This window comes from Roseobacter phycocola, assembly GCF_042055075.2.
Taxonomy (GTDB): domain Bacteria; phylum Pseudomonadota; class Alphaproteobacteria; order Rhodobacterales; family Rhodobacteraceae; genus Roseobacter.
This window is the reverse complement of record NZ_CP194010.1, coordinates 2,208,800-2,221,861: the sequence shown is the minus strand read 5'-3', so window position 1 is coordinate 2,221,861 and position 13,062 is coordinate 2,208,800. Positions and strand designations below refer to the sequence as shown.

10 protein-coding genes are annotated in these 13,062 nt (G+C 61.0%); 4 read left to right on the top strand and 6 right to left on the bottom strand.

Going from position 1 to position 13,062, the window contains the following annotated elements; translation table 11 throughout:
- Positions 1-19: 19 nt before the first annotated feature.
- Positions 20-1,636: an FAD-dependent oxidoreductase gene (locus tag AB4K19_RS10915; protein WP_375228400.1), complete on the top strand. Its 1,617-nt coding sequence runs from the start codon at positions 20-22 to the stop codon at positions 1,634-1,636.
- Between the two features lie 256 nt (positions 1,637-1,892).
- On the top strand, positions 1,893-4,832 hold the full coding sequence (ileS, locus tag AB4K19_RS10910; protein WP_375228399.1) for an isoleucine--tRNA ligase: 2,940 nt from the start codon (positions 1,893-1,895) through the stop codon (positions 4,830-4,832).
- A gap of 33 nt (positions 4,833-4,865) precedes the next feature.
- Here the strand turns inward: ileS and AB4K19_RS10905 are convergent, their stop codons facing one another.
- A complete protein-coding gene (locus AB4K19_RS10905; protein WP_436397555.1) occupies positions 4,866-6,056 on the bottom strand; it encodes a hypothetical protein in 1,191 nt (396 codons plus the stop codon).
- 208 nt (positions 6,057-6,264) lie between these two features.
- Here AB4K19_RS10905 and AB4K19_RS10900 point away from each other — a divergent pair, with 208 nt between their 5' ends.
- On the top strand, positions 6,265-6,720 hold the full coding sequence (locus AB4K19_RS10900) for a methylated-DNA--[protein]-cysteine S-methyltransferase (RefSeq protein ID WP_375228397.1): 456 nt from the start codon (positions 6,265-6,267) through the stop codon (positions 6,718-6,720).
- Between the two features lie 6 nt (positions 6,721-6,726).
- Here the strand turns inward: AB4K19_RS10900 and AB4K19_RS10895 are convergent, their stop codons facing one another.
- From AB4K19_RS10895 to fsa, 5 genes are all read right to left on the bottom strand, one after another.
- Complete coding sequence (locus tag AB4K19_RS10895; RefSeq protein ID WP_375228396.1) at positions 6,727-7,422, bottom strand: CDP-alcohol phosphatidyltransferase family protein; 696 nt, start codon at positions 7,420-7,422, stop codon at positions 6,727-6,729.
- Positions 7,423-7,512: 90 nt separating this feature from the next.
- The gene (locus AB4K19_RS10890; protein WP_436397552.1) at positions 7,513-8,097 is read right to left on the bottom strand and encodes a cytochrome P460 family protein; all 585 of its coding nucleotides are present in this window, start codon (positions 8,095-8,097) and stop codon (positions 7,513-7,515) included.
- Positions 8,098-8,205: 108 nt separating this feature from the next.
- Positions 8,206-9,126 carry a tyrosine recombinase XerC gene (locus tag AB4K19_RS10885; RefSeq protein WP_375228393.1) on the bottom strand — a complete coding sequence of 307 codons (921 nt, stop codon included), beginning with the start codon at positions 9,124-9,126 and terminating at the stop codon, positions 8,206-8,208.
- Positions 9,123-9,830, bottom strand: coding sequence for a DUF484 family protein (locus tag AB4K19_RS10880; protein ID WP_375230879.1), 708 nt, complete (start codon positions 9,828-9,830; stop codon positions 9,123-9,125). The genes AB4K19_RS10885 and AB4K19_RS10880 overlap by 4 nt, the downstream gene beginning before the upstream one ends.
- A gap of 128 nt (positions 9,831-9,958) precedes the next feature.
- Positions 9,959-10,612: a fructose-6-phosphate aldolase gene (gene fsa, locus AB4K19_RS10875; RefSeq protein ID WP_375228392.1), complete on the bottom strand. Its 654-nt coding sequence runs from the start codon at positions 10,610-10,612 to the stop codon at positions 9,959-9,961.
- A gap of 75 nt (positions 10,613-10,687) precedes the next feature.
- Between fsa and AB4K19_RS10870 the strand changes: the two genes are divergently transcribed.
- Entirely contained in the window at positions 10,688-12,925 is a 2,238-nt protein-coding gene (locus tag AB4K19_RS10870; RefSeq protein WP_436397550.1) for a primosomal protein N', read from the top strand.
- Positions 12,926-13,062: the final 137 nt, after the last annotated feature.

The following is a 13,062-nucleotide window of genomic DNA, read 5'->3' as shown; positions in this document are numbered from 1 at the left end:
GTCCGGGTGAGGATTGCCGATGGAAAGTTTTGCCGCTGATCTTGCAACAATGGTGCGCAGGCCGCTGGAGCCCGCGCATGTGGCGCTGATGCGACGGGTCGGAAAGACGCTGAAGTTCCGCGCGGGTGAGATCGTGCAGGAGCCTGCCCGTGCCACCGAGCTCTTTCATTATGTGATTTCCGGTGAGGTGGAGGCGATCAGCCCGCGCACGATGGAACGTATCGGCGCGGCCACGCTGGGACCGGGTCAGTTTTTCGGTGAACTGCAGTTTCTGTCGGGCGGTGTGGCGCTGGCGGGTGCGCGTGCGGTGGTGGACAGTGAGCTTCTGTGTGTGCCGCGCGCCGAGATGCTGCAGCTGATGTCTGATGTGCCGGAGATGAGCGACATTATCGTGACGGTGCTGGCCGCGCGGCGTCAGCGAGCGCTGCGGGAATCGGATGGGGCGCTGACGCTGATCGGGCCGGAGATCAGCCGCGATATCCGGCAGGTGGCGGGGTTTGCAGCCCGCAACCGGATCCCATACCGCGAGATTTCAGCGGATTCTGAAGAGGCCATTGCGCTGGCCGCGCAATGTGGGATCGACCGTGCGCATCCGGGTGTTCTGTTTGGCAAAGAGCAGAAAATTGATCCGCCCACACCACGCGCGGTGGCCGAAGCGCTGGGGCTTGATCTGAAGCTGGGCGATGCGGGCACCTTTGATGTGCTTATCGTGGGTGGTGGGCCGGCGGGCGTTGCCGCGGCCGTTTACGCCGGTGCGGAGGGGCTGCGCGCACTGGTGGTGGAAGATCTGGCAATCGGCGGGCAGGCGGGGACATCGAGCCGGATTGAAAATTACATGGGATTTCCCACCGGGATTTCGGGTGGCGACCTGGTCGGGCGCGGCGAGGTTCAGGCGATGAAATTCGGCACGCGTTTTTCAGTGCCGCGCCGCGTTGAGAAACTGCGTCAGTGTGAAGAGAAGTCTTTCCACGTCACGCTTGATGATGGTCAGGAGGTTTCCGCAAAGGCGCTTATTGTGGCAACGGGGGTGCAGTACCGTCGGATGCCGCTCGACGGGCTGGAGCGGCTGGAGAATGCCGGTGTCTATTATGCCGCGACAGAGGTCGAGGCGCGCTGGTGCCGCGACAGCGAGGTCGCGGTAATCGGTGGCGGCAATTCGGCCGGACAGGCAGCGATGTTTCTGGCGCGCACCACCCGGCATGTGCATGTGCTGGTGCGCGGCGCGGGACTGGCCAGTTCGATGTCGGATTACCTGCTGCAGCGGCTGGAAACACACCCGCGGATCACCGTGCATACCCGGACAGAAGTCTGCGCGCTGCATGGGGACGGGCAGCTGGAAGGCATAACCATCCATGACAAGGCCTCGGGGCAGGACTGGGACCTGCGCACGTCCTCGCTGTTTGTGATGGTGGGGGCAGCGCCGAACACCGGGTGGTTATCCGGGCTGGTCACACTGGATGACCGGGGGTTTGTGTGCACCGGTGCAGAGTGTGGGGGGCGGTCGCAGTATGAGACATCGCTGCCAGGTGTGTTTGCGGTTGGCGACGTGCGGTCGGGGTCGGTCAAGCGGGTGGCGTCGGCCGTTGGCGAGGGGTCGGTTGTGATGTCAGAAGTCTGGGCGCATGTGAACGGATGAGGGGGCGCTGCCCCCGGTGCGTGCCGCACCTCCCCCGGGATATTTCCGGCCAGAAGAAACCATTGTCTGCGTGCCGGTCAGGGCCTTGCCCGCGGCTGAGGGGCTGCGTATAAGGCGCGCATGATGCATGCTCCCGTGATCATTATACGAATTACATCCCCGGCGCTCTGATCCATGAGACGCCGGGCCAAGGTGTCTGAGTTTCCCGCACCGACTGCTTTTCCCATTGATGATCTCTGACTGAAGGACGCCCGAAATGTGCGCCGACACACCGCAAAGCCCTGACTATAAATCCACACTGAACCTGCCGCGCACTGAGTTTCCGATGCGTGCGGGTCTGCCGAAACGCGAGCCTGGCTGGCTGGAACGCTGGCAGGAGATCGGTGTTTATGACCGTCTGCGCGAAAAACAGGGTCGTGCACCTTTTACGCTGCACGACGGCCCGCCCTATGCCAACGGGCATCTGCACATCGGGCACGCGCTGAACAAGACCATCAAGGATATGATTGTGCGGTCGCATCAGATGATGGGATTTGATGCGCGTTATATCCCCGGCTGGGACTGTCATGGTCTGCCCATCGAGTGGAAGATCGAGGAACAGTACCGCAAGAAAGGCAAGAACAAGGACGAAGTGCCGATCAACGAATTCCGCGCTGAATGCCGTCAGTTCGCGGCTGGCTGGGTTGATGTGCAGCGCGAGGAGTTCAAACGCCTTGGTGTGACAGGCAACTGGGCTGAGCCCTATCTGACGATGGATTTCCATGCCGAGCGCGTGATTGCTGAAGAGTTCATGAAGTTCCTGATGAACGGCACGCTTTATCAGGGCTCAAAGCCCGTGATGTGGTCGCCGGTCGAGCAGACGGCGCTGGCCGAGGCAGAGGTCGAGTATCACGACAAGGAAAGCTTCACGATCTGGGTGAAATTCCCGGTTGCTGAGGGTGGAAATGATCAGCCGGGCGCTGGCGGTTCCCGGGATCCCCGCATTGATGATGCGTTCGTTGTGATCTGGACGACCACCCCCTGGACGATCCCGTCCAACAAGGCGGTGGTTTACGGCGAAGACATTTCCTACGGGCTTTATGAGGTGACCGGGACGCCGGAAGAGAGCTGGGTCAGCACAGGTGAGCACTACATCGTCGCCGACAAACTGGCTGACGCGGTTTTCCAGAAAGCACGCCTTGAGGAAGGCATGTACCAGCGGGTTCTCGATGTTCCCTCTGATGTGCTGGCTACAATCAGTCTGCGCCATCCGCTTTCCGGTGTGGACGGGGGAGATGCCGAATGGGATCAGATCAGGGATTTCCGCGCCGCTGAGTTCGTCTCGGACGAGGAAGGCACGGGCTTTGTGCATTGCGCCCCGTCTCACGGTATGGAGGAGTATGAGCTCTACCGCGATCTGGGGATGCTGGAAGAGGTCATCACCTACAACGTGACCGATGACGGCAAGTTCCGTGACAGTCTGCCGCTTTTCGGTGGCAACTACATCCTCAGCCGCAAAGGCGGCGAGGGGACAGCGAACAAGGTTGTGATCGACAAGCTGGCGGAGGTGGGCGGCCTGCTCGCACGCGGCAAGATCAAACACTCCTATCCGCATTCCTGGCGCTCAAAGGCACCGGTGATCTATCGCAACACCCCGCAGTGGTTTGCCGCCATCGACCGGGATCTCACAATCGGGAATGACACTTTCACGATCCGGTCGCGTGCGCTGCGCGAGATCGACCGGGTGAACTGGACACCGCAGTCGGGGCGTAACCGTCTGCATTCTATGATGGAAGCGCGGCCGGACTGGGTGCTCTCGCGCCAGCGCGCCTGGGGTGTACCGCTGACCTGCTTCACAAAGAATGGCGTGCTGCCGACCGACCCGGATTATCTGCTGCGCAATGAAGAGGTCAACCAGCGGATCATTGACGCCTTTGAAGCCGAAGGTGCGGATGCATGGTACGAAGAGGGTGCCAAAGAGCGCTTTCTGGGCGGTATCGTGAACCCGGATGAATATACCCAGGTGATGGACATTCTGGACGTATGGTTCGACAGCGGGTCGACGCATGCCTTCACGCTGCGAGACCGTAACGACGGCACCGATGACGGTATCGCGGATGTGTACATGGAAGGCACCGACCAGCACCGCGGCTGGTTCCATTCCTCGCTGCTGCAGTCTGTGGGAACGACGGGGCGTGCGCCTTACCGTAACGTGGTTACGCATGGTTTCACGCTGGATGAGAAGGGCATGAAGATGTCCAAATCTCTGGGCAATACCATCGTGCCTGAGAAGGTCGTACAGCAGTATGGTGCGGATATCCTGCGACTTTGGGTGGCGCAGACGGATTACACGCTGGACCAGCGGATTGGCCCGGAAATCCTGAAAGGGGTGGCTGACGGGTATCGCCGGCTGCGCAACACGATGCGCTATATGCTTGGATCGCTTGCCGATTTCACAGACGCCGATCGTGTTGAACCTGCGGACATGCCGGAGCTGGAACAATGGGTGCTGCACCGCCTGGCCGAGCTGGATAAGACCGTGCGCGACGGCTATGCGCGGTTCGATTTCCAGGGGGTGTGGCAGGCGGTCTTTACCTTTGCCACGGTGGATCTGTCGGCTTTCTACTTCGATGTGCGCAAAGACGCGCTCTATTGCGATGGGGATACTGTTCAGCGGCGTGCCGCGCGTACCGTGCTGGATCTGCTGTTCCACCGCCTGACGACCTGGCTGGCACCCATTATGGTGTTCACGATGGAGGAAGTCTGGCTGGAGCGGTTTCCGGGCGATCAGAGTTCGGTGCATCTTGTTGATTTCCCTGAGACGCCGGAGGCATGGCGGAATGAGGCTCTGGCGCAGAAATGGGCCGGTATCCGGGCTGCCCGCCGGGTCGTGACCGCGGCGCTGGAGATCGAGCGGACCAACAAGGTCATCGGCGCATCGCTGGAGGCGGCACCGACGGTTTATGTCGCGGACGAGGGCCTGCGGGATGCGCTCAGTGCGCTGCCGTTTGAGGACATCTGCATCACGTCGCAGATCACAGTCAGCGGTGATGAGGCTCCGGAGGATGCCTTTACACTGCCGGAAGTGACTGGCGTGGCCGTGGTCTTTGCGACTGCAGAGGGCGGAAAATGCGCGCGCTGCTGGAAGGTGCTGCCGGATGTCGGCTCCCATGCCCACGAAGGGGTCTGCGGCCGCTGCAATACGGCCGTAAGCTGAACGGACTGGGGAGAGGCGCGTCCTGCGTCTCCCTCAGGTCACTTTGTAGATGTCCTTGCGGTAGTTGTATGTTTCCTCCCGTGCCGCTTCTTCGCGTTCAGCGGTACGGGTTCCCTGTGCATCGCGGGCGTGCTCTGATGGGTCCTTTGGGATGTATTCATCGTCGAATCTGGCGTGTTTCATCCCGGTAAGCGTCCGCTGCAACTTCTTAAGTGCCGCTGTCCTCGCTTCGTCCCATTTGGTCACTGACTTGTCAAAGGATACAGTCCCGAGCGCGGAATGGCCGCGGGCTGCCACGGGGATACGTTCGATTCCGCGGTTCGCATCCATGCGGCCGACTTCTGCCTTGCCCAGAATGTGTTTGTTCAGCTTTGTGGTGGGATCTGCGGTGGCGTCCTTGATCGTGTCGGCAATATCCTCCCTTTTGATCGCCTCATCCTCTTTGTCCACGCGCACGCTGATGTCGACCTCGCGCCGCGCACGCGTCGCAAAGGCCAGCTCCACCGGTTCCTCAAAACCCGTGCCCCAGTCCTTCTCGGCCTGGTCGGGCCAGCAGACAACGTTCAGCATATTGTCTTCACCGCCCCATTCGCGCTTGATCAGATGCGCACCTGTCCAGTCCTTAGTACCGGTCACCTGTTTGGTCAGGGCCGATTCCGGTGTATTTTTCCGACCGCGGTCTGAGGCGACGCGCAGCCCTTTGACATGCGCCCCTGCAACCCAAAGCTTGGCGACATCATAGGGTTGTTCTTCTGGCTTTTTCCCCGGTTCGCGTGTGCCGCTGTCGGTATCCGCGTATTGTGCCGGCGCGTTGCTGACCTGTTGCTCCAGTTCCCGTTTTTTCACAGCGAATTCGGGTGCGCGGCTCTGGTCTTTCCTGGCATTGTCCCACTTTTCGCTTTTTGCCTGCTGTTCAATGATCGGGTCGAGCGGAAACTGATTGCGCAGCGTGTTCAGCATCGTTTTGCGCGCGTTGTCCGCCGAAATCAGGGAATAATGGGTCTCAAGCGGCAGATCGCGAGTGACGGAGTAGGCGGCACGCTGTACAACGCCTGGTTCACGGGAACTCCCGCGCCGTTTCACTGTTTCAAGTCGTTGCACCACGGGGCTGACCTGTGCCGCCGCAGCGAGTCGTGCCAGGCGTGACCCCCGGGCGTGTCGCGCAGCCGCGCCAACCGGTTGGACTTTCACGGGAAGCTCAGCAGTTTTTTTCAGGTGCGTCACAGCGGTGGTCCTGTATCCTTCAAGCACCACCATAACACGAAAGTCGGTTTCCGCTACATCTCCTAGTACGCGGGTACTGGTTAAAGGCCTTGGGCACGGACACGGGACCTTTAGTGAACGGTCTTTCCGGGCGCAGTGGCGGGCCTGCTGCTTCTGAAAGCTCAGGTTTCGGGTTGAATACGCGCGGCGGTCCGGCCAGCATCAGCGCATGAAACAGAAAACCGTTGAGACACAATTTGGGTCGCTGATCCTGACCGAAGCTGATGGCGCGATCACGCGTCTGACCTGGGGCAGGGCAGAAGAGGAAGCGGACACTGACGTGCTGGACGAAGCGGTCCGTCAGCTCCGTGCGTATGATGCGGGCGACCTGGAGGATTTCGATCTTCCGCTGCGCGTGACCGGATCAGCATTTCAGCAGGCGGTTTGCGCCGAGATGCAGCGCATTCCGTTCGGTGAAACGGTTACCTATGGCGATATTGCGAAACGTCTGTCTGCGCCCGCGCAGGCTGTGGGTGGCGCCTGTGGAGGCAATCCCATCGCGATCATCATTCCCTGCCACCGGGTCATGGGGGCAAAAGGCCTGACCGGGTTTTCGGGCGCGGGCGGGGTTGAAACGAAGGTTTCCCTGCTGCGCCACGAGCGTGCGGGCGGGTTTCTGATCTGAGGCGGATCAGCTGGCGCGTGACGGGATGATCTGCTGTGCGATCCCGGCAAAAATCAGATAGACGCTGGTGATCACCAGACCCCAGTGCGCCCAGCTCTCTGGGTGAAAATCGACCCAGGCGGCCCAGCCGGCAAAGAAGGTCCAGGCAATGGCCATGGGCAGCGTGATCAGCCGCCAGCGCTCGGTCCGGACCGGGTGCACAAATTTCAGTGGCAGGAACATTGCCACGGCCAGTGCGCTGACCAGCGCCAGGCTGACCCAGAAATTTGGCTCGAGCGCAAAGATCACCAGCACCAGCATATTCCAGCATCCGGGGAAGCCGGAGAAAGAGTTATCCTTTGTTTTCATGCGCGTATCCGCGAAATACATGGCACTGGCAAAGGTGATAATGATGATCGCAAACCAACCTGTCCAACCGTCCATCAAACCGGATTTAAAGAGCGCAAAAGCCGGAATGAAGACGTAGGTCAGATAGTCAATGATCAGGTCCAGAAGCACACCGTCAAATTCGGGTGCATTCTTTTTGACATGGTATTTCCGGGCGAGCGGTCCGTCGATCCCGTCGACGAAGAAGGCAACCACGAGCCAGAGGAACATCAGGTCCCATTTCTCGTCGACCGCGGCCAGCATGGCCAGCATTGCAAAAACGGCGCCCGTTGCCGTCAGCAGATGTACGCACAGGGCGCGGAACCTAACAGTCATGCAGGCTTATTGCCGTATGCACGCGGGGGATGCAAAACAAAAAGGCCCACAGCGCGCGGCTGCGGGCCCTTCTCATTGTCTGATCGGGGATCAGTTTCCGATGCGGACGTCCTCAACCGGATAGGCAAGATAATCCTGATCTTCCCAGGCTGTGTGGCAGTCATGGCAGAACGCCTGCTTGAACTTCATCGGCTTGCCGTTTGGCTGCAGGCCGCCATACACCCAGTCGTTGGTTTCGGGTGCTTCACCGGCGGCGACCTTGGTCATAATGAACAGCGGGCCCGGGCGCGCTGTCTTTTTCTTTTTGGAGAAGGTCACGCTTTCCTTGGCAAGCACAGAGCCCACCGGCATCACGACACCTTCTTCCTCGAATTTCAGATATTGTTCCGCCGCGATATCATTCGCAAATGTCAGCAGCGCGCGTTTGCTGTGCGCGCCCTGCACGGCGGGAGCTGTCGCGGTAACCGCCCACGTTCTGTAGACAGAACCAATCTCATCTCCCTGTTTTGCGTATCCTTCGGCCATCTTGTCTTTGACGCAGTCGTAGAGTGCGTTGACCTCGGATTGTTCGAGGTCAAAAGGGCTTTCGGCGTTATAGGCGCAGTCGGCGGCAGAGGCGCTGCCGCCGAGCACTGCGAAACAGGTGGCTGCCAGAATGGTTGCTGTGAGTTTCATGGTTCTGTGTCCCCTCGGTCGTATTTGTATGCAATTGTATGCCGCCGGAACTCTGGCACGGCTGCTCAAAAAACAGGCATCACCTTTGCACACGAATTGGTGAGGTGGTCAGGAGCGGGGATGCGTCCGGTCGTAGACGTCCATCAGGCGCGCTGTATCGACGGCCGTATAGGCCTGCGTCGTGGAGAGCGATGCATGGCCCAGAAGTTCCTGGATCGCGCGCAGGTCGCCCCCTGCGTTCAGCAGGTGGGTGGCAAAGCTGTGCCTCATGGCATGGGGCGTTGCACTCGATGGCAGCCCCAGCTGCATGCGCGCCTGTGCCATCACCTTCTGGATCGCTCCGGGCGCCAGCGCACCGCCACGCACCCCACGAAACAGCGGATCTTCCGGGCCGGTGTTCCAGGGGCTGAGCCGGACATAGGTATCCACTGCATCCCGTGCCGCAGGCAGAACGGGGACCAGACGTTCTTTCCCGCCCTTGCCCGCTATACGCAGGCTGTCGGGCAGCGGGGTATCTGCGCCCGTCAGGGACAGGGCTTCGGAGATGCGCAGCCCGCACCCCCACAGGAGCGTCACCACAGCCACATCGCGCGCTGCAACCCAGGGCGTTTCGGACTGTAGTTCAATGGCGTCAATCAGGCCGCGTGCTGCATCCTCGGCGAGTGGGCGCGGCAGTTTGTTGCGGAACTTCGGAGCCCTGGCCGACAGTACAGCGGTGGGTTCAAACCCCTCGCGTTCCGCCAGCCATCTGTAAAACACCTTCACCGCCGACAGTTTGCGGGCCAGTGACCGTGGGCTGACACCTGACGCGCGGGTATGGGCCATCCACGACCGCATATCGCTGAGGGAAATCGCGGCAAGCGCGCGCAAGCCCTGAGGCTCGCCTTTGTGCGCGGTTAAAAAACTCAGGAATTCAACAACATCGCCGCGGTAGGCTGTCAGCGTGTTTTCCGCCGCACCTTTCAGCGCGCGCTGATGTGTCAGCCAGGTTTCAAGCGCGTCGCCTGCTGCCGGGCTGATCAGGGTCATGACAGCCAGCGGCGCATGATCCGTTCGAACACGCCTGCGAAAAACATCAGAAGGTCAGCGCCCTGTTGCGGGCCGAACATGTGGGGGTCCTCCGCACCAAGCACGAGCATGCCGGGCAGCTTACCTGGGCCGAAATCCAGCCTGAGGCAGGCTTCTGACCTGATCCAGTCCACTTTTTCACCGTAGAGGCCGCCTGCGTCGCCCTGGACCTGGCGCAGCGTGACCTGTCGGGCGCTGCCGCCTCTGCCCTGGGTTACATAACCTGTCACAAAACCCGGTTCTGCGAGGCTCAGAACGCCGTCGAGACGATCAAGTCCCGGCACGTCATCGGCCTGATCGGTTTCCAGGACGAGGCGAACGAGGTCGACGCGGAGGATTTCCGCAACTTCGCCGCCCAGGTCCTTCAGGAATTCTTCAAAATCAACCGGATCCAGCATACGCAGGATCGCACGGTGAATCTGGTTTGTACCGGCAAGGTTTTCATAGGCTGCGGCGATCACCGACCGATGTGTGTCCTCCAGCCGGTCCAGACGGGCCTCAAGCCGCTCCATCGCGATGCCACGCATGTCGACGATATTGGCCCCCATGGCCCGTTCATTGCCCGCGACAAGCGCATTCATCACGTCTTTGTCGTCCAGAATGACATCTGGTTGCGAGATAATGGCCGCCCGAAGGGCGTCCTGAATTTTTGGTTCGGTTGTCATCTGCTGCCCGGTATTCTTTGTTTTCCGCTTCTTAACATGCGGCACAAAAAAAATCTGCCATGAATTCATAGAAATTCATCATGGCAGATTTCTGTGACATGGTTGCGCCGCCGCGGCGGCGCAAAAGGTCAGAGGATTTTCTGACCCGTTTTGGCCCAGTCGGCCATGAACTGCTCGAGGCCCTTGTCGGTCAGCGGGTGTGTAGCAAGCTTGCGGATGACCTCTGGCGGCGCTGTCATCACGTCCGCGCCGATCAGTGCCGCTTCCTGCACATGGTTCACCGAACGGATCGAGGCTGCGAGGATTTCTGTTTCAAACCCGTAGTTGTCGTAAACGGTGCGGATATCCTGGATGAGGTCCATGCCGTCGAGGTTGATGTCATCCAGCCGGCCGATGAAGGGGCTGATGAAAGTCGCACCGGCTTTTGCCGCCAGAAGCGCCTGGTTGGCCGAGAAACACAGGGTCACATTGACCATTTTCCCCTCACTGGACAGGACCTTACAGGCTTTGAGGCCGTCCCACGTCAGCGGGAGTTTCACTGTGATGTTTTCGGCGATTTCGGCCAGTTTGCGGCCCTCGGCGATCATCGCTTCGGCTTCCAGCGCGACAACTTCGGCGCTGACCGGTCCGCTGACGATGCCGCAGATTTCTTTCGTGACCTCAAGAATGTCGCGGCCGGATTTCAGGATCAGCGAGGGGTTGGTCGTGACGCCGTCCACCATGCCCAGATCGTTGAGTTCGCTGATGGCCTGTGTGTCGGCGGTGTCGACAAAGAATTTCATCGGATGCTCCCTTTGGTCTCAGATGTGAACGCTAACATATTTCGTCTTGTGCTTGGCTTTATCGCATGATCTGCCATGCTTAAACCCGAAAATGCCAATTCAGCCGGAGCCTGCGCGGTGAGCCTGCCTGAATATTTCGACCAGGGCGCGCTTGTCGCCGTGCTGACAACGCAGCCACTGGGGCGGGCGCTGGATTACCGTGCGCCCGAAGGCGGGTGCCGTCCGGGCGCTTATGTCGAGGTGCCGCTGGGGCCCCGCAAGGTTCTGGGCGTTGTCTGGGGGGCGGGACAGGGCGATTATGACCTCTCAAAGATCAGATCGGTCAGCCGGGTGCTGGATGTGGCCCCGATGCGCGACGAAATGCGCGCCTTTCTGGAGCGTGCTGCGGTTTATACGCTGACCCCGATGCCCGCAATGTTGCGGCTGGCCACCCGTGCGCCGGGCCTGGGCGATCCGCCGTCGATGCGGCGGGTTTATCGTCGCGGGCCACAGGACCCGGACAAGATGACGGCTGCGCGCCGCAAGGTGTTAGAGGCTCTGGCGGAATACGGTGATCTGTCCTTCACGTTGCGGGAACTTGCGGAAATGGCCGGGGTGGGCACATCCGTGGTCAAGGGGCTGGTAGCGCAGGGGGCGGTGCTGGAAGAAGACAGTCCCCGTGATCTGCCTTTTGCCCGGCTCGATCCTGACCTGCCCGGCAAAACGCTCACGGAGGATCAGCAGGCCGGGGCGGACCGTCTGGCGGAGGCGGTTCGGTCAGAAAGCTATGGTACGACACTGCTGCGTGGGGTGACGGGGTCGGGCAAAACAGAAGTTTATCTGGAGGCGGTGGCCGCGGCGCTCCGGGCCGGACGGCAGGCGCTGGTGCTGTTACCTGAAATCGCGCTGACGGCTGAGTTTCTGACCCGCGTCGAGGAACGGTTCGGCACCCGGCCCGCCGAGTGGCATTCCGGGGCAACCATGACAGAGCGCCGCCGCATCTGGCGCATGGTCGGAGAAGGGCAGGCGCAGTTGGTCATCGGTGCAAGGTCTGCGCTTTTCCTGCCCTATCAGAACCTCGGCCTGATCGTGGTCGATGAAGAACATGACACCTCCTATAAGCAGGAAGAGGGGGTGCTTTATAACGCGCGGGATATGGCTGTGCTGCGCGCATCAATCTGCGGCGCGCATGTCGTGCTGGCCTCGGCCACGCCCTCGCTTGAGACCTGGGCCAATGCAGAGGCCGGAAAATATGAGCGCCTTGATCTGCCGTCCCGTTTCGGGCCTGCCGTCATGCCAGAGATGCGCGCGATTGACATGCGCGCGGAAAGCCTGCCGTCAAACCGGTGGATATCGGATGCACTGAAACATGCGGTTGATCAGCGGCTTGAACGGGGTGAACAGGCGATGCTCTTTATCAACCGCAGGGGCTATGCGCCGATCACCCTGTGCCGGGCCTGCGGACATCAGATCGGGTGTGATCACTGCGACGCGCGTATGGTAGAGCACCGGTTTCTGAAGCGCCTTGTCTGCCATCAGTGCGGTGAGACCAAACCGATGCCGGAGAAGTGCCCGTCCTGTGAGGCCGAGGGGAAGCTCGCTCCCGTTGGACCTGGTGTTGAACGTCTGGGCGAAGAGGCTGCGGCGCTGTTTCCGGAGGCCCGGATCGCGACGCTGAGTTCGGACATGTACGGCACCGCCCGGGCGCTGAAGGAGGAGATCAACTCAATTGCCGAAGGGGGTGCCGATATCATCATCGGCACGCAGCTTGTGGCCAAGGGGCACAACTTTCCGCAGCTGACACTGGTCGGTGTCATTGACGCCGATCTGGGGCTGCAGGGGTCAGATCTTCGGGCGGCTGAGCGGACATTCCAGCTCATGCGCCAGGTGGCCGGACGTGCAGGCCGCGCGGAGGCGCCCGGCACAGCTGTGTTGCAGACCTATCAGCCCGAGCATCCGGTGATACGTGCCATTCTGGGCGGCGAAGAGGAGCGGTTCTGGGCCGCAGAGGCGCGCGAGCGGGAGGCCGCGGGGGTGCCGCCTTATGGTCGCATGGCGGGGATCATTCTGAGCGGGACGGATGTGGCGCATGTATTTGACGCCGGCAATCTGCTGGCGCGGCAGGACCGGGCCCTGCGGTCCATCGGAGCGCAGGTGTTCGGGCCGGCACCGGCGCCGGTTGCGCGTGTCCGGGGGCGACACAGGGTGCGCCTGCTGGTCAAGGCCAAAAAATCCGCGCCACTTCAGGCGGCTCTCAGCTCCTGGGTGGCACAGCTGCGCCTGCGCGGGGACCTGCGCGTGGCAGTGGATATCGATCCGCAGAGTTTCTATTGATTTTTGTCCTGTCTCATAGACAGGACGTGCCTCCGGCGGGGATATTTTCGGCCAGAAGAAACCGCAGGAGCCCGGAGGTCTGTGCACGGGCGCACGCAATTGTGGCTCGCGTGCGCGCTGCAACAGGCGTAGAGAGA